The sequence below is a fragment of the Achromobacter sp. 1L-A-4-B-C2 genome, assembly GCF_057291955.1.
Map to the genome: position 1 here is coordinate 371,774 of NZ_JBXAWP010000004.1, position 15,599 is coordinate 387,372.

Sequence of the window (15,599 nt, forward strand, 5' to 3'; positions counted from 1 at the left end):
CAGCGAAGGTGCCTATGATACCGGCTGCGGCGCCTCTTGCGTCGAAGCAAAAGCGCTGTCGCCGCGCAGCACATGGGTGTCGCGCACACGCCGCGTGTAGCCCACGCGATCAAAGAATTCCAGGATCTGGATGGCGCGCTTGCGTCCCAGGCCCGTGGCGTCGCGGAACACCGCCGCGTTCAGGCCGCGCGCCTGGCTTGCCAGGTCCGCCGCCATGCTGGCCAGCACATGCACCTGATCGCGGTGATAGAACAAGTCCTTGACCACTTGCGCGACTTCGCCGCGACGCAGCAGCTTGCGCAGCAGCAGCCGCACGCGCTCTTCGGGTTCGGCCAGCGCGCGCGCCACGTCGCGCACCCATGGCGGGTCGAACGCGCCGGCGTTCAATAGCGGCAGCACACGCGCGGCCAGCGCATTTTCGTCGTCGGCGAGCGTGGACGTGTGCGACGGCAGGTGCAGCCAAGGGCCGTTGCGCGAAAGGCGCCCATCGCGTTGCAGCGCGTCGAGTACGGCGGTCCACAACGCATCGGGGCCCACCGGCATCGCCATGCGACGCAGGCGTGCACTGTCCGGGCCGGGCTCGTCCGGCGCGCCGTGGTGAAAGGATGCCAGCGCCTGTTCGACGCGGGCAAGCAGCGCCTGCCAGTGCGCGGCCAGGATCAACGTGCGGGGCGCCTGCGCGTTGCGCGTTTCGACCCACAGCGCGCCATGAGGGGCGGCAATGTCGCGCACCGGCATGCCCGTCAGGCGTTGCAACGCGGCTTCGTCCAGGCCCAGCGGCGCCTGCGCCAGCACCGGTGGCAAACCGCCGCCATCCAGCATGTCGGACAGGGCCTGCAACGCCTGCATGCGAGCGGCGGCGCGGCGCTTGCGGTCGGGTGCGTTGGGGTCCAGCACGCGTCCGCCACCGACCGTGCGCGTGGCCTGCGCGTTGCGCACGATGTAGCGGTCGCCCGGCATGGCGCACACGGGCTCATCGAACACCAGTTGCACCCAGCCGGACTGCCCGGGCGCCAAGGTCTCGGCGCTGATCGGCACCACGTGCGCCACGTGGCGCGCCGCGCCGATGTGCACGTGCAACGGCGCCCATGCACGCAAGGGCGCGTCGGCGGACGGCAATAAGGTCAGGGCCACATCCAGATGGCGCGACGGCAAAAAACAGCGGGCGTCCGCGATCCAGTCGCCGCGCGCGATGGCATGCTTGTCGATGCCCGCCAGATTCAGCGCGCAACGCTGGCCCGCCGCGCCGGTTTCACTGGGCCGGTTCTGCGCATGAATGCCGCGCACCCGCACGCGCGTGCCGGCGGGCATCAGGCGCAGGTCGGCCGCCTCGTCGCCGGCGCGCGCCACGCCCGAATGCGCCGTGCCGGTGACCACGGTGCCGTGGCCGGCCAACGTAAACACGCGGTCCACGGCCAGCCGGAACAAGCCGGCCGCGTCGCGCCGTTGCAGGTCTTGCGCCTGACGGTGCAGATAGTCTTTCAAATGCGCCGTGCCAACGTCGTCGGTCTGCGTGGCGCTTACGGCATGGACCGGGGCGCCGTCCAGAAACGTGCCCGCTGCCAGCGCGGCGATATCGGCGCGCACGGCGGCCAGGCGTTGGGCGTCGGCGCGGTCGGCCTTGGTCAGTGCCACCGCGCCGCGCGCGACGCCCAGCAGCGTCAGGATGGCCAGGTGCTCGCGGGTCTGGGGCATGACGCCGTCGTCGGCGGCCACCACCAACAGGCCGAAGTCGATGCCGCTGGCGCCGGCGGCCATGGTGTGCACCAGCTTTTCGTGACCAGGCACGTCGATGAAACCCAGCACGTCGCCGTTGTCCAGCGGCGTGTAGGCGTAGCCCAATTCAATGGAAATGCCGCGCGCCTTTTCTTCCTTGAGCCGGTCGGTATCTACGCCCGTCAGCGCGCGCACCAACGTGGTCTTGCCATGGTCGATGTGTCCGGCGGTGCCGATGATCATGCCAGCGGCTCCGCCAGTTGCGCGGTGAAGGCGGCTTCGTCACGGGCTTCAAGGCAGCGCAGGTCCAGCCACAGCGCGTCGTCGGCAATACGGCCGATGACGGGCGTGGGCAGACAGCGCAGCCGGGTTTCCAGCTTGTCCAGATGGCGGCCGGGGCGCCCGCTGCCGGTGTAGCGCAGCGCAAGGCCGAAGCTGGGCAACTGGTCCACCGGCAACGCGCCGCTGCCGATCTGGCTGAACATGGGAACGGCCTGCACGGCGTAGTTCGCACCGACCGCATGCGCCAAAACGTCGCGCAGCCGGTCGGCCAGCGGCTGGATATCGCGTTGCGGCCGGGTCAGCAGGCGTAGCGTGGTCAGGCGCTGCGCCAGGAATTCGGGCGCGCGATACAGGTGTAGCACGGGTTCCAGCGCCGCCAGCGTCAGCTTGCCGACGCGTAGCGCGCGCTTGAGCGGATTTTTCTTGATCTTGCGGATCAGGTCGGCGCGGCCGACCAGCAGGCCGGCTTGCGGGCCACCCAGCAGCTTGTCGCCGCTGAAGGTGACCAGGTCGGCGCCTGCCGCGATGGTGTCGCGCACCGTGTCTTCGCGCGGCAGGCCGAACTGCGTCAGGTCCACCAGCGTGCCGCTGCCCAGGTCTACCGTGGCCGGCAAGCCCTTGGCATGCGCCAGCGCCGCCACCTCGGCCACGCCGACGCTCTTGGTGAAGCCGGTGACCGCGTAATTGCTGCAATGCACCTTCATCAGCATCGCGGTGCGCGGCCCGATGGCGCCGTCGTAGTCGGCGGCATGCGTGCGGTTGGTGGTACCCACTTCAACGAGCCTGGCGCCGGCGCGTTTCATGATGTCGGGGATGCGGAACGCGCCGCCGATTTCAACCAGTTCACCACGCGACACCACGACCTCGCGCCGGTCCGCCAGGGCGTTCAGCATGAGCAGCACGGCGGCGGCGTTGTTGTTGACGACGGTGGCGGCTTCGGCGCCCGTCAGTTCGCACAGCAGGTCGTCGATGAGATCGTCGCGATCCCCGCGGCCACCGGTATCCAGATCGAATTCCAGATTGGCCGGCGTGGTCAGCGCGCGCAGCACAGAGGCCACCGCTTCGTCGGGCAGCAGCGCCCGGCCCAGGTTGGTGTGCAGCACGGTGCCGGTCAGGTTATAGACCGCGCGCAGGCGGGGTTGCGCGGCCTTGTCCAGCGCTGCCGTCACGCGGGCCGCAACCATTGCCGCATCCAGGTCATGGCGCATCAAGCCGCCGGCCAGCGCGCGTTGACGCAAGACATCCAGGTCGCGGCGCAATGCAGCCACAACCTGGGTACGGCCGTGCGTGTCCAACGCCACACGCATCGCATCCGCATTCAACAGGCGGTCCAGCGGCGGGATGTCGGACGCAGCAGCGGCAGTATCGGCGGCGGCGGTTTCAGCGGCGACAGTCCCGACGCCGGCAGCCCCAGCGGCGGCGGTTTCAGCAGCGGCAGTCTCAGCGGCGACGGCGCTGTCTTCTGACGGAAGCTCGGCCATGCGGCTAGTCCTCGTTGCCATGCCACAGCAGCGGGTTGCCGCTGGCGCGCGAATAACCTGCCTCGCCCACCAGCACGTCCAGCATCAGGCTGGCCAGGTCATCGGCTACGGGTTCCACGTGCAGGTCCTTGTCCTGGTAGAAGATCTTGCGATAGGTGTGGCAGTGGTCGCAGGTTTCGGCCTTGATGGCGGGTGCGCGGCCGTCGATGGCCTGGTACGCCACCGATTCCACGTCTTCGCAATGCGTGCACTTGACGCGCACCATGTGCCATTGCGTGGCGCACAGGCTGCAACACAAGTAGCGGTAGCCTTCGAACTGGCCGCCCACGCGCACTACGCTGGCCACCGGCAAGCTGGCGCAAACGGGGCACACGCCGAACGGGCTGACCACGGGCAATTGCTTGGCGTCGAAGCGGCTGGCCAGATCGGTCCAATAGACTTGCAGGGCCGCCATGACGAAGGGCGCGGCCGCGCCGTCCACGCCCTGGTCCTGTTCGGCCAACACGGCTTCGGCCAGGTCTTCGAGGGATTCGGGGTCTTGGTCGATTGCGCGGCGCAACGCAGTACAGACTTCGACGGCTTCGGCAGGCACCCCCGCGGTACGCGATACGTCATCGACCAGGCGCGCCAGGATGCCGCGCCACATCGGGTCGCGCGGCCAGCCCACCGCCTGTAGCGGCGGCATGCCATGCGCCTGCGCCAGCGACAGCCGGTCTTCGGATACGCCGGGCGCGGCGCAGTCCTGCAGGGCGCGATGCTGGGCGTCGACCAGATGCGCCATCAGCAGCAGGTAATCGGCCACCGGGCTATCCGACGCCAGTTGCCGCAGGCGCGCCGCGCGCGTTGAAAAAATCGAGCCGCGTTCAGGCAGGCTGACGCGGGGGATGACATTGTGGTCTAGCGCTTCGATTTCACCGCGCGGAAGAATTCGCTGCAATTGCGTCTCCAAAAAAACAAACACGGCTGCCAGCCTTCGAAGAAGGATAGCAGCCGTGCGATCAGGATAAAACCGGCGCTACTTCCGGATCTGTTCGCGGAACCAGGCGCGATGGTGCTTCCACGCCCAGCCCGCCGTGACATAACCGCGCAGCATGGCCGTCAACGAGCCCTTGACCCAGATCGCGGCGTAGATGTGCACGATGATCGAGCAGATCAGCACCAGCGCACTGACGGCATGCACCACGGACGCGACCCGCACCACCCAGATCGGGAAATAGAACGCGAAATATTCGCGCCAGATCACGATACCGCTGGCGAACAGGCCCAGCATGCACAACACCAGCACGTAGAACAGCAGCTTCTGGCCGGCGTTGTACTTGCCGACTTCGGGCAGCTTTTCCTCGCGGTTCTCGACCACGTCGTTCAGCTGCTTGAGCCACTGGCGGTCGGCGCGCGTCATCAGGTTGTGCCGCCACATGTGGCCGGCGAACACGACGAAGCAGACGAACATCACCACCCCGATGATGGGGTGCAGAATGCGCGTCCACGGGCCGCCGCCGAACAGGTTGGTCAGCCAGTACATCGACGGGTGAAACAGCGCCAGCCCGGACAGCGCCAACAGGATGAACGTGAAGGCGATGATCCAGTGGTTGGTGCGCTCACCCGGCGAATAGCGCTTGATGCGACGGTGACGGTGGTCTTCAGTCATGGCGGATCTCCTCTTCGGCGCGGCGCTCGTCTTCCTCCGACACCTCGTTACGGCCCACGCGGGCGTAGTGGAAGAATCCCGCCAGGGCGGTCAGGGCCATCGCGGCCACACCCAGCGGTTTGGCCAAGCCCTTCCACAGCGACACCATGGGACTGATCTTCGGGTCCTGGGGCAGGCCGTGATACAGCCCGGGCTGGTCGGCGTGATGCAGCACGTACATGACGTGGGTGCCGCCCACGCCTTGCGGGTCGTACAGCCCGGCCTGGTCGAAACCGCGGGACTTCAGGTCCACGATTCGTTCCTCGGCATGCTGCTTCATGTCTTCCTTGGTGCCGAAGACGATGGCGCCGGTGGGGCAGGCCTTGACGCAGGCCGGTTCCTGGCCGACGGCCACGCGGTCGGAACACAAGGTGCACTTGTACGCCTTGTGGTCTTTCTTGGAGATGCGCGGCACGTTGAACGGACAGCCAGTGATGCAGTAGCCGCAGCCAATACAGTTTTCCTCGTGGAAGTCCACGATGCCGTTGGTGTATTGGATGATGGCGCCCGGCGAGGGGCAGGCCTTGAGGCAGCCCGGGTCCTCGCAGTGCATGCAGCCGTCCTTGCGGATCAGCCATTCCAGGTCGCCGGCGGGGTTCTCGTATTCCGAGAAGCGCATGACGGTCCAGGAATGCTCGGTCAGGTCGGCCGGGTTGTCATAGACGCCCACGTTGGTGCCGATCTCGTCGCGCAGATCGTTCCATTCCATACAGGCGCTTTGGCAAGCCTTGCACCCGATGCACTTGGAGACGTCGATCAGCTTGGCGACCGAGCCCGTGATGGGTTCACGGATACCGGGCGGCGGCGTGGTGGTGGCCGAGCGCCGCTTGATGTCTAGGGATTGCATGGACATGTCGGTTCTCCTAGGCCTTCTCGACCTTGACCAGGAACGACTTGAATTCCGGTGTCTGGGAATTGCCGTCGCCCACGAATGGCGTCAGGGTATTGGTCAAAAAGCCGGGTTTGGCCAGGCCCACGAAACCCCAGTGGATCGGAATGCCCACGTGGTGCACCGTCTTGCCTTCGATGGTCAACGCGCGCAGGCGCTTGGTGACCAGCGCCACCGCCTTGATGTAGCCGCGGTTGGACGACACCTTGACCCGCGTTCCGTTGGCAATACCCAGTTCCTTGGCCAAGGCATCGCCGATCTCGACGAATTGCTCCGGCTGGAGAATCGCGTTGATGCGGACGTTCTTGGTCCAGTAGTGGAAGTGCTCGGTCAGGCGGTAGGTGGTGGCCACGTACGGGAACTTGTCGACCGTGCCCATCGCGGCCAGGTCGTCCTTGAAGACGCGCGCGGCCGGGTTGTTGGTCACGCCCTTGGCCTTCGGGTACAGCGGGTTGTATCCCAGCGGCGTTTCGAAGGGTTCGTAGTGTTCCGGGAACGGCCCTTCGGCCATGCCCGCCCGCGCGAAGAAGCGCGCCACGCCTTCCGGGTTCATGATGAACGGTCCCATGCCGCCGTCGGGGTTTTCGTCGCCCTTGAAGTCGGGGATGTCGGCGCCGGCCCAGATCTTGCCGTTCCAGCCGATCAGCTTGCGGCGCGGATCAAAGGGCTTGCCCGCCACGTCGCAAGATGCGCGGTTGTACAGGATGCGGCGGTTGGCCGGCCACGCCCAGGCCCAGTTCAGGGTCTGGCCGATGCCGGTGGGGTCGCTGTTGTCGCGCCGCGCCATCAGGTTGCCGCCGGGCCCCCAGGCGCCGGCGAAGATCCAGCAGCCGCTGGCGGTGGAGCCGTCGTCGCGCAGTTCCGCAAAGCCCGCCACTTGCTCGCCGCCCTTGCGGGTGACCTTGGTGGGGTCCTTGGGGTCGACCAGGTCCACCAGGGCGCGCCCGGAGTATTCCTTGGCCAGTTCCTCGGCGGTGGGGTTCTGCGGGTTGGAGTACGGCCAGGACAGGTTGACGATAGGGTCGGGATACGTGCCGCCTTCGTCCTGGTACATCTTGCGCAGGCGCGTGAAGATCAGCGACATGATTTCGATGTCGCTCTTGGCTTCGCCCGGAGGCTCGGCGCCCTTCCAGTGCCATTGCAGCCAGCGCCCGGAGTTCACCAGCGCGCCGTCTTCCTCGGCGAAACAGGTGGTGGGCAGGCGGAAGACTTCGGTCTGGATCTTGGACGGATCCACATCGTTGGCCTCGCCCGCGTTGCGCCAGAATTCCGAGGTCTCGGTGACCAGCGGGTCCATGATGACCAGGAATTTCAGCTTGGCGAAACCATCATTCAACTTGGCCTTGTTGGGCGCCGCCGCCAGCGGGTTGAAACCCTGCGCGATGTAGCCGTTCATCTTGCCCTGGACCATCAGCTCGTAGACCTGGAGCATGTCGTACAGCTTGTCCAGCTTGGGCAGGTAGTCGAACGCCCAGTTGTTTTCCGCCGTGGCGGCGTTGCCCCACCAGGCCTTCATCAGGCTGACGTGGAACTTGTTGTAGTTCTGCCAGTAGCTGAGCTGGTTGGGCCGCAGCGGCTTTTGCGTACGGGTCTCGATGTACTTGGCGTAATCCTGCTCGGGTTCGTTGGGCAGCGTCATGTAGCCCGGCAGCAGGTTCGACATCAGGCCAAGATCGGTCAGGCCCTGAATGTTCGAGTGCCCGCGCAGCGCGTTCATGCCGCCACCGGCGATGCCGATGTTGCCCAGCAACAGCTGCACCATCGCGCCGGTGCGGATGATCTGCGAACCGATGGAATGCTGCGTCCAGCCCAGCGCGTACAGGATCGTGCCCGCGCGGGTGGGGCTGGCGGTGGACGCCAGCATTTCGCACACCTTCAGGAACTTGTCTTTGGGCGTGCCGCACACGCGCTCGACCATGTCTTCGGTGTAGCGCGAATAGTGCTTCTTCATCAGTTGGTAGACGGTGCGCGGATGCGCCAGCGTCGGGTCCGTCTTGACGAAACCGTCGTCGCCGCGCTCGTAGTCCCAGCTGGCCTTGTCGTAGGAACGCTTGTCGGCGTTGTAGCCGGAATACAAGCCTTCCTCGAACGTGAAGTCCTCACGAACGATGAAAGAAAAGTCGGTGTAATTGCGCACGTACTCGTGCTGGATCTTGTCGTGATCCAACAGGTACTTGATGACGCCACCCAGGAAGATGATGTCGGTGCCGGTGCGTATGGGCGCGTAGAAATCCGCCACGGATGCCGAGCGCGTAAAGCGCGGATCCACAACGATCAGCTTCGCCTTGTTATGGGCTTTTGCTTCCGTGACCCATTTGAACCCGCACGGGTGGGCCTCGGCGGCATTGCCACCCATGATCAGCACTACGTCCGCGTTCTTGATGTCGACCCAATGGTTCGTCATCGCTCCACGGCCAAACGTCGGGGCAAGACCTGCCACCGTCGGGCCGTGTCAGACACGCGCTTGGTTATCGAACGCCAACATCCCCATGCTGCGCACGGTCTTGTGCGTAACGTAGCCCACCTCGTTGCTGCTTGCAGAGGCGGCCAGCATGCCGGTGGTCAGCCACCGGTTGACTGTCTTGCCGTCCGCGGTCTTCTCGACGAAGTTCGCGTCGCGGTCGGCTTTCATGAGTTTGGTGATGCGGGTCAGCGCGTCGTCCCACGACATCCGCACCCATTTGTCCGACCCGGGCGCCCGGTATTCCGGGTACTTCAGGCGGTTGGGGCTGTGGATGAAGTCGATCAGCGCCGCGCCCTTCGGACAGAGCGTGCCGCGGTTGACGGGGTGATCAGGGTCGCCTTCGATGTGCATGATGCTGGCGCGCGCGTTCTTGGCGCCGTCGCCCAGACCGTACATCAGCAAGCCACAGGCGACCGAACAGTAGGGACAGGTGTTGCGCGTTTCGGTCATGCGCGCAAGTTTGTACTGGCGCACTTCAGCCATGGCCGTGCCGGGGGCTACCCCGAGCAATGCCAGGCTAGAGCCTGCCAGGGTGGCACCTGTCACCTTGAAGAACTGGCGGCGATTCATGTTGACCATGAAGCACTCCTCTCCTGGTGAATGACGAAAGCCGGTGGCTTGCCCAACGCGGAAAAGCCCTACAACTTCCAAGGATATTTCAATAAGTATATTCGCAAGACCAAGTCGCGCGCCACGGCAAAAGCCCGGCTAACGCCGATTTGGCGGCGAAATGGGAGTTGTTCGCAGATTTTGGAGTGTCTGGCGGCTGCTACATTCCTCGTTCACGCTTGACCGTTGGAATGCCCGATGCGCCGTTTTGTTCCCTTGGCTTTGTGCCTGGCCTGCCTGGCCGGGACGCCCGCCTCCACCGCACTGGCCGCGCCCGCAGCCGCGCGGCTCACACCGGCCGCCGCCGCAACCGAAGTCGCCCAGCAAGCGGCCATGGAAGGCTACCTGTACTTCTATCCGCTGGTGACGATGGACTTGAACCGGCGGCAGTTCACGCATCCGTCGCGAGGCGCCCAGGGTGCGGCCGCCAACACGTTCCTGCATGGTCGCGGCCTGCCCCCGGCCGGCGAGGCGGCCCCGTGGGCCAACCCCGACATGCTGCGCAGCACCGGCTGGATCGACCTGACGGGCGGCCCCGTCGTGCTGTCGGCGCCCGACACCCAGGGCCGGCTGTATTCGTTGACGCTGGTGGACATGTGGACAGACGCCTTCGCCATGCTGGGCAAGCGCACCACCGGCACGGGCAAGTCCAACACCGTGATCGTGCCGCCCGGCTGGACGGGCACGCTGCCCTCCGGCATGGCCCGCATTGACGCACCGACCCCGCACGTCCTGGCCAAGCTGCTGATCCAGGCAGACCGGCCCGCCGATTTCGCCGCCGTGAATGCCTTGCAGGACGGCTACGCGCTGACGCCGCTGTCACAGTGGAACTTGCCGGCGCAGTCGCAGCGGGTGAAGTCGGACCCCAATCTGGACCTGAAGATAGCCGTGCGCGAGCAGGTGGAATCCATGCCGACCGACGCGTTCTTCACCTACGCCGCCGAGCTGCTGCGCAAGAATCCGCCGCACGCAACCGACCAGCCGATGCTGGCCAAACTGCGCCAGGCAAGCCTGATTGCGGGCCGTCCGTTTGATTTCGACAAGCTTGACCATCCCGCCAAACAAGGCATGCGACGCGGACTGCGCGCGGCGCGTGAGCGCATGCAGGCCGCCGCGGGCGCCTCGCTGCGCAACCTGAACGGCTGGCAACAGGAAACAGCCAGCGTGGGCGTGTATGGCAACGCGTACCTGCGCCGCGCGCTGGCCGCGCAAGCACAGCCTGGCGCCAGCCTGCCCGAGGATCTGGCCGTGCTGCTGCTGGCTGCCGACAACCAGGGTGCCCCGATCAACGGCGCGCATCGTTACTTCTTGCACTTTGAAGGCGGGCAGCTCCCGCCCGCTGGCGCGCTGTGGTCATTGGCCGCTTACGACAGCCAGGGCATGCCCGTTGCCAACATGCTTGGCCGTCATACCCTGGGCGACCGTCAGCCGTTGCGCTACAACGCCGATGGCTCGCTGGACCTGCATTTCAGCCAGACGCCGCCCGCCCCCGAGGACCAGGCCAACTGGCTGCCGCTGCCCGCATCGGGCGCCGTGACGATGTTGCTGCGTATGTACGAACCGCAGCCGGTTTTGTTGGACGGGCTGTGGATGCCGCCCGCCTTGGTGCGCGATGATCCGCAGCCGCCGGCGCAAGTGGATTCGGATGTGGATGTGGAGCCCGCCACCAGCGCCGCCCAGCCTTCCCAGAAGAAACCCTAGCACGTGGCCGGATGACGGCTCGGTGACAGGCGCCTGCCGCTACCATAGGCGTTTTATTTTTCAATGATGAGCGCCCGCCATGGACGACGCCTTTAGCCACCAATTGTCGATGACCATCCTGATGACGCCTGACATGGCGAATTTTTCAGGGAACGTACACGGCGGAACCATCTTGAAGTACCTGGACCAGGTGGCCTACGCCTGTGCCAGCCGCTACGCCGGCCAATACGTGGTCACGCTGTCGGTGGACCAGGTCGTGTTCCGCGAACCCATCCACGTGGGCGAATTGGTCACTTTCCTGGCGGCGGTGAATTACACCGGACGCACGTCGATGGAAATCGGCATCAAGGTCGTCACCGAAGACATCCGCAAGAAGCTCGTGCGCCATACCAACAGCTGTTATTTCACGATGGTGGCGGTGGACGACAACGGCGCACCCACCGCCGTGCCGCCGCTGGCCCCGCGCAACCTGGAAGAAAAGCAACGCTTCGAAGCCGCGCGTCTGCGCCGCGAACTGCGCCAGGAAATGGAACGCCGCCACGACGAAATCAAACGGGAAACGACGCACGACGCGCCGTAACGGCTGGCGGACCGGCGGGGGCTATTTCTCTGTGCCGGGTTCGCTGGCGATAAAGTCATCCAGGGCTTTTCGGGCCGCTTCCGCCTGGGCGGGGGTAGGTCCACGCGTAGCGCTTTGCGGCTCGACGCGGGGCGGAGCAACGGCCCCGTAACGCGGGCGTAGTGAACGCATAGCGTGATCCCAGATTGCCAGCGTCTGATCCTTGCTCAATGTGGAGTCAACAGGTGGACGGGGCCTTTTTCTTTGCCACAACGGAGGATCGCCCCGAGGGACAAAGTTGGGCAAAAGCCAATTAAGCAACTTGTCCGGTGTGGTCTCCGGGTTGGCGTGCAGTCTGGGCACGCCGCCCGCGGTCAGGCGGAAATTAACCGATGGACTCGCCAACGAACGGCTATCCCGGTAGTTTTCAGCCACAAACAAGAACCCGCGATGGTCTTTCGTTTCATACCGCATCAGGTATTCCTCCGCGGGATTCCCAGCCAGCGTGGTATGCCCCTTGCGCACCACATCGGGGTCCCAGACGCGAAAGGCTTTGAAGTCACGGACCATGCGTTCGATGAGGCGAGGCGACTCATTGCGCGCGGAGTCACTGAAGTAGATTTCCAGTTTGACGTTCGAGCCTCGCGCCATGAAGCTCACGATGCCCATCTCGTGGTCGTGCGTACCCCGGATGATGACGGGGCCCAGCGAAAGGCCCTGGCCGGCCGCTTCGGCTTGCTTGACGCCGACAACTTGCGCAGCGAGCTCAAGCAGGCGCGACTCGACCTGTGCATTGCTGCCCTCCTCGTACGACTCTGCTGCCAACTTGACGTGCGTACCGTTCACCAGCAGATGCAGTTCATAGGTTTGCGACCATGTGGCGCCCATACTTTCTTGATATTGGAACAACCACTTCCCCCGCGCCAATTCCTCCGCGCCGAGAAGCATGGACTTGCCGGTTTCATAACTGTTGACGGCGCCGATGCGGCGGGCGCGTTCTGATAGAGCCTCGTCAAACTGAGCCAACGTGATGTCTTGCCCCAGAATATCGATTTGAACGCTCGTATGATCGGCCCCTCCTCCGTAGTAAAGCTTCGCGAACGCCCTGGAAGGCGGCCCCCAGTCGGCGGGAAGTTCGATCAGTTGCCTGCCTACCGCCCACGTTCGCATGGGGCCGGTAATCTCGTTCACGGCGGATTCCTCCTTTGAATGAAATAGGGCCATCACGCCCGCGGCGAGCCCGGCCGACAGACAAAGCAGCGGGATCAAGCGACGCATGACGGACGCTTGGCTTGAGCAGCGATCTTGATGAGGCTATACAGCGTGAAGTGGCGGGTCTGCATCACTTTGAATGCGCCCTCATGGTCAAAGCCCGTGGCGCTGACTTGCACCCGCACTTGGCCTTCGCGCGCCTGCGCGGCCGGCGCCTGGCCTGAACTGACCGGAACCGTGCCATCACCGATGCCGTCCTGCATTTCGCAGTGCAGTTCCCAATGGCTGACTTCCATGGATACGGCTAGCCGGCCTGCTCTGACCGGCACGTGTTCCACGACGCGACTGCCGCCAACGTACAAGGGGCTGGATCCTTGATCTCGCACCTGCGCCATCTGCATGGTGGACACAACGAAGGCATCCGGGGGCACGCCCAAAGGCCGATTCAGATCGCCCCGTCCGGCTCGCATTTGCCAGGTAATGGTTTCGAAACTCGGCTGTTTGGCGTCAGCCCCGTAATACACGTAGGTGTTGGGGTGATAGGCGGCGTCTATCGTTTCGTGAAACAGCTTCGCCTTCTTGATGTTCTTTGCGTAGTGGACCCACTCGATGGGAGCCCCATCCTTCGGCTTTAACCACTCTTCGCGCAGCAACGCCCACCAGCGATCACGGCGCAAATAGATTTCCTGGTACGGGTCCGCCTCAGGACGCGCAGGCATGGCGGACGCGTGGTCGGGGTCTCGCAGGCGTAACCATCCCGGCGAATAGTTCTTGGTGGGCAGCAATTGCAGTGCACCCGGCGACTGGGCGAATACCGCTGTGACGTCCTGGCCGGTCACGCCGATCACGGCGGCGGCCATCGCGCTTTCTTGCTGCATGCCCACTTTGCAGCGCCGGTATGCCACCGGGGCGCCATGGGTCGGCATCACGCCGTGCACCACGCCTGCAATGGCTTCGCTCATGCCGGGTAACTGCGCGCAACGCCGTGCCACCAGCCCGCCCATCGAGTGTGTGACCAGGATGACCTGCTGGCACTCGGACCCGTACTGACGCCTGATTTCGTCGATACGCTCGGCCAGCTTGTTTGCCGCCACGTCGTTGTCCGCCAGCCAGTTGTAGCCAAACGCGTGCACCGGCATCCGGTATGCGGCGCGGGCGGACAGGTCGTCCGTCTTCAGATGCGGCAGCTGGCGCAGCAGGTGTTCGCCCAGGCCTGCCAGGGGCACCTCCAGCCCGGGCTTCAGGCGCGGCTGCAACGAGGGGTCGTCGGGCACGTCCAGGTGCATGGACTTCAGTTGGAATTCCGGCCACTCGTGCGGCCGATAGGAGCTGTTCAGCGAGTCTTCGAGCCAGAGCAGGAACGGGTGATAGCTGCTTTCGCCGACTTCGCCCCAGCCCCGTTCGCGATAGCGATCGATAAGCGCCTGTTTGCTTTGCGTGGCCGAATCGACGGAAGGCACGATCACCGAACCCACGCGACGCTCGGGCACGGCGCCGGCGTCATCGACGGTCACGCGGTCGGGGTGCAACACGGCCTGACGGGTCCCCGCGGGAACGCCGTTCCAACGCCGGAACAAATCAACAGGTTTGCCAGCCAAGCCTGCATCCAGCCGCCAGAGGGGTTCGGCTTCTTGCCCGTCATCCGGCACGGACTTCAGATTCGAGCCCATGATGCCCGGAACGAATACGACCGGCAGGATAGCGTCCGGCGGGATCCGCAGGATGACCGGATCGCACTGCTCGGCGGGCGTCAGGGTCCACTGAAACACGGGCTGGCCCCGGGCGTTGTAGGACATCGGGGCGAAGCGCTGCGCGGGCGCTGCGGTATCGGTCACGGCGGGCTCCTGCGTGGGGCACGCGCGTGGCCTTGGCGGATTGCGTGGCGCTGCGCGAGCGAATCACTTGACCCGCAACAGTGATGGCGATCCAACAAAAAGGCTATTGGAAGAGTCTGATTTCCGGTTTAGATTGCTAAGAACCCGCGTGGCGAATCAGGCCCGCTCCGCCGCTCCGGGCGGTGGCGGCGGCGCCGAGGCCGGTTCGCGGTCTCGGCCCACCATGCGTTTCAGACCCAGCCATTGCTGCGACCAGAACCCGCAGCCGTAGTCGCGGCCGCCCAATTCGGCCTGCTGGTCGTGGATGCCCGTGGGGCCATAACCCACGCCAAAACGGGCGGTGCGAAACAGCACGTCCCAGATGGGGAACAGCGCGGCAAAGTTGTAGCCGCCGACGGGGCCGGGCGTGGACGCGTCGTAGGCGATGGAGTGGTGATGCCGATGGAAACGCGGACTGACCAGCAGGCGTTCGCCGAGCGCGCCGAAGTGCATGCGCAAATTGGCGTGCGAGAAGCTTTGCGCCAGTTGCGTAATGGCCACCACCGCCACGAACTGCGCCGGCGGCACGCCCACCAACTGCGACACGAACACAACCAGCACGTCGCGCAGCATGTCGTCCAGCAGGTGGTTGCGGTCGTCGCTCCAGATGGTCATCTGGCGCTGGCTGTGATGCACGGCGTGCAGCGCCCACAGCCAGCCGAAGCGGTGTTGCGCACGGTGGTAGACGTAGTCGACCGCGTCGAACAGCAGCAGATAGATGATGAGGCTGACCCAGGCCTTGTCGGTCACGCCCGGCCAGTACTGGTCCAGCTGGAAAGGCGCAAAGCCCCACACGTGCAGCTGGCCGAAGACGCTGTCCCAGAACGGGTCGATGGTGAAGAACAGCGCCAGGCGAAAAACGCCCAGGCGGTGGATCAGCGTGTACAGCACGTCGATGCCGATCTGGCGTCGGTCGGTCACGGCTTCGACGGGCCGCAGGCGTTGCAGCGGGCCGAACACCAGCACCAGCACGGCAACCTGCACCAGGCCGACCAGCAGCCACATGGTGGCGTCATAGCCGTCCTCGATGAAGTTGCTCATTCCGAGGTGAAACAGCGCGGGCTGGATCAGCGTTTCGAAGAGCCATTGCTGGCATGCCCCGAAGAATTGGCTAAGCGTTTCCAT

Annotated in this window: 11 protein-coding genes; 2 read left to right on the forward strand and 9 right to left on the reverse strand. The window is 65.1% G+C overall.

From position 1 onward, the window contains the following. Nucleotides 1-12: 12 nt before the first annotated feature. From selB to fdnG, 6 genes are all read right to left on the reverse strand, one after another. Complete coding sequence (selB, locus tag AC0Z35_RS20350; RefSeq protein WP_485132585.1) at nucleotides 13-1,959, reverse strand: selenocysteine-specific translation elongation factor; 1,947 nt, start codon at nucleotides 1,957-1,959, stop codon at nucleotides 13-15. Then, nucleotides 1,956-3,479, reverse strand: a complete 1,524-nt coding sequence (gene selA, locus AC0Z35_RS20355) for an L-seryl-tRNA(Sec) selenium transferase (RefSeq protein WP_485132586.1) — start codon at nucleotides 3,477-3,479, stop codon at nucleotides 1,956-1,958. Before selA ends, selB begins: the two co-directional genes overlap by 4 nt. 4 nt (nucleotides 3,480-3,483) lie before the next feature. Further along, on the reverse strand, nucleotides 3,484-4,416 hold the full coding sequence (gene fdhE / locus AC0Z35_RS20360; protein WP_104144836.1) for a formate dehydrogenase accessory protein FdhE: 933 nt from the start codon (nucleotides 4,414-4,416) through the stop codon (nucleotides 3,484-3,486). Nucleotides 4,417-4,494: 78 nt separating this feature from the next. Continuing rightward, a complete protein-coding gene (locus AC0Z35_RS20365; protein ID WP_046805600.1) occupies nucleotides 4,495-5,127 on the reverse strand; it encodes a formate dehydrogenase subunit gamma in 633 nt (210 codons plus the stop codon). Beyond that, nucleotides 5,120-6,019 carry a formate dehydrogenase subunit beta gene (fdxH, locus tag AC0Z35_RS20370; protein ID WP_046805599.1) on the reverse strand — a complete coding sequence of 300 codons (900 nt, stop codon included), beginning with the start codon at nucleotides 6,017-6,019 and terminating at the stop codon, nucleotides 5,120-5,122. The genes AC0Z35_RS20365 and fdxH overlap by 8 nt, the downstream gene beginning before the upstream one ends. A gap of 10 nt (nucleotides 6,020-6,029) precedes the next feature. Then, on the reverse strand, nucleotides 6,030-9,098 hold the full coding sequence (fdnG, locus tag AC0Z35_RS20375; protein WP_146073921.1) for a formate dehydrogenase-N subunit alpha: 3,069 nt from the start codon (nucleotides 9,096-9,098) through the stop codon (nucleotides 6,030-6,032). 228 nt (nucleotides 9,099-9,326) lie between these two features. Here fdnG and AC0Z35_RS20380 point away from each other — a divergent pair, with 228 nt between their 5' ends. Together AC0Z35_RS20380 and AC0Z35_RS20385 are read left to right on the forward strand one after the other, a co-directional pair. Further along, the gene (locus tag AC0Z35_RS20380; RefSeq protein ID WP_485132587.1) at nucleotides 9,327-10,829 is read left to right on the forward strand and encodes a DUF1254 domain-containing protein; all 1,503 of its coding nucleotides are present in this window, start codon (nucleotides 9,327-9,329) and stop codon (nucleotides 10,827-10,829) included. A gap of 79 nt (nucleotides 10,830-10,908) precedes the next feature. Next, nucleotides 10,909-11,409 carry an acyl-CoA thioesterase gene (locus tag AC0Z35_RS20385; RefSeq protein WP_046805595.1) on the forward strand — a complete coding sequence of 167 codons (501 nt, stop codon included), beginning with the start codon at nucleotides 10,909-10,911 and terminating at the stop codon, nucleotides 11,407-11,409. A 21-nt stretch (nucleotides 11,410-11,430) separates the two neighbouring features. Here AC0Z35_RS20385 and AC0Z35_RS20390 read toward each other — a convergent pair whose 3' ends face one another. The 3 genes from AC0Z35_RS20390 to AC0Z35_RS20400 form a co-directional block, all read right to left on the reverse strand. Continuing rightward, nucleotides 11,431-12,666 carry a T6SS immunity protein Tli4 family protein gene (locus AC0Z35_RS20390; RefSeq protein ID WP_485132588.1) on the reverse strand — a complete coding sequence of 412 codons (1,236 nt, stop codon included), beginning with the start codon at nucleotides 12,664-12,666 and terminating at the stop codon, nucleotides 11,431-11,433. Beyond that, nucleotides 12,654-14,435 carry an esterase/lipase family protein gene (locus AC0Z35_RS20395; RefSeq protein WP_485132589.1) on the reverse strand — a complete coding sequence of 594 codons (1,782 nt, stop codon included), beginning with the start codon at nucleotides 14,433-14,435 and terminating at the stop codon, nucleotides 12,654-12,656. The genes AC0Z35_RS20390 and AC0Z35_RS20395 overlap by 13 nt, the downstream gene beginning before the upstream one ends. Before the next feature lie 156 nt (nucleotides 14,436-14,591). Then, nucleotides 14,592-15,599, reverse strand: a complete 1,008-nt coding sequence (locus AC0Z35_RS20400) for a sterol desaturase family protein (RefSeq protein ID WP_485132590.1) — start codon at nucleotides 15,597-15,599, stop codon at nucleotides 14,592-14,594.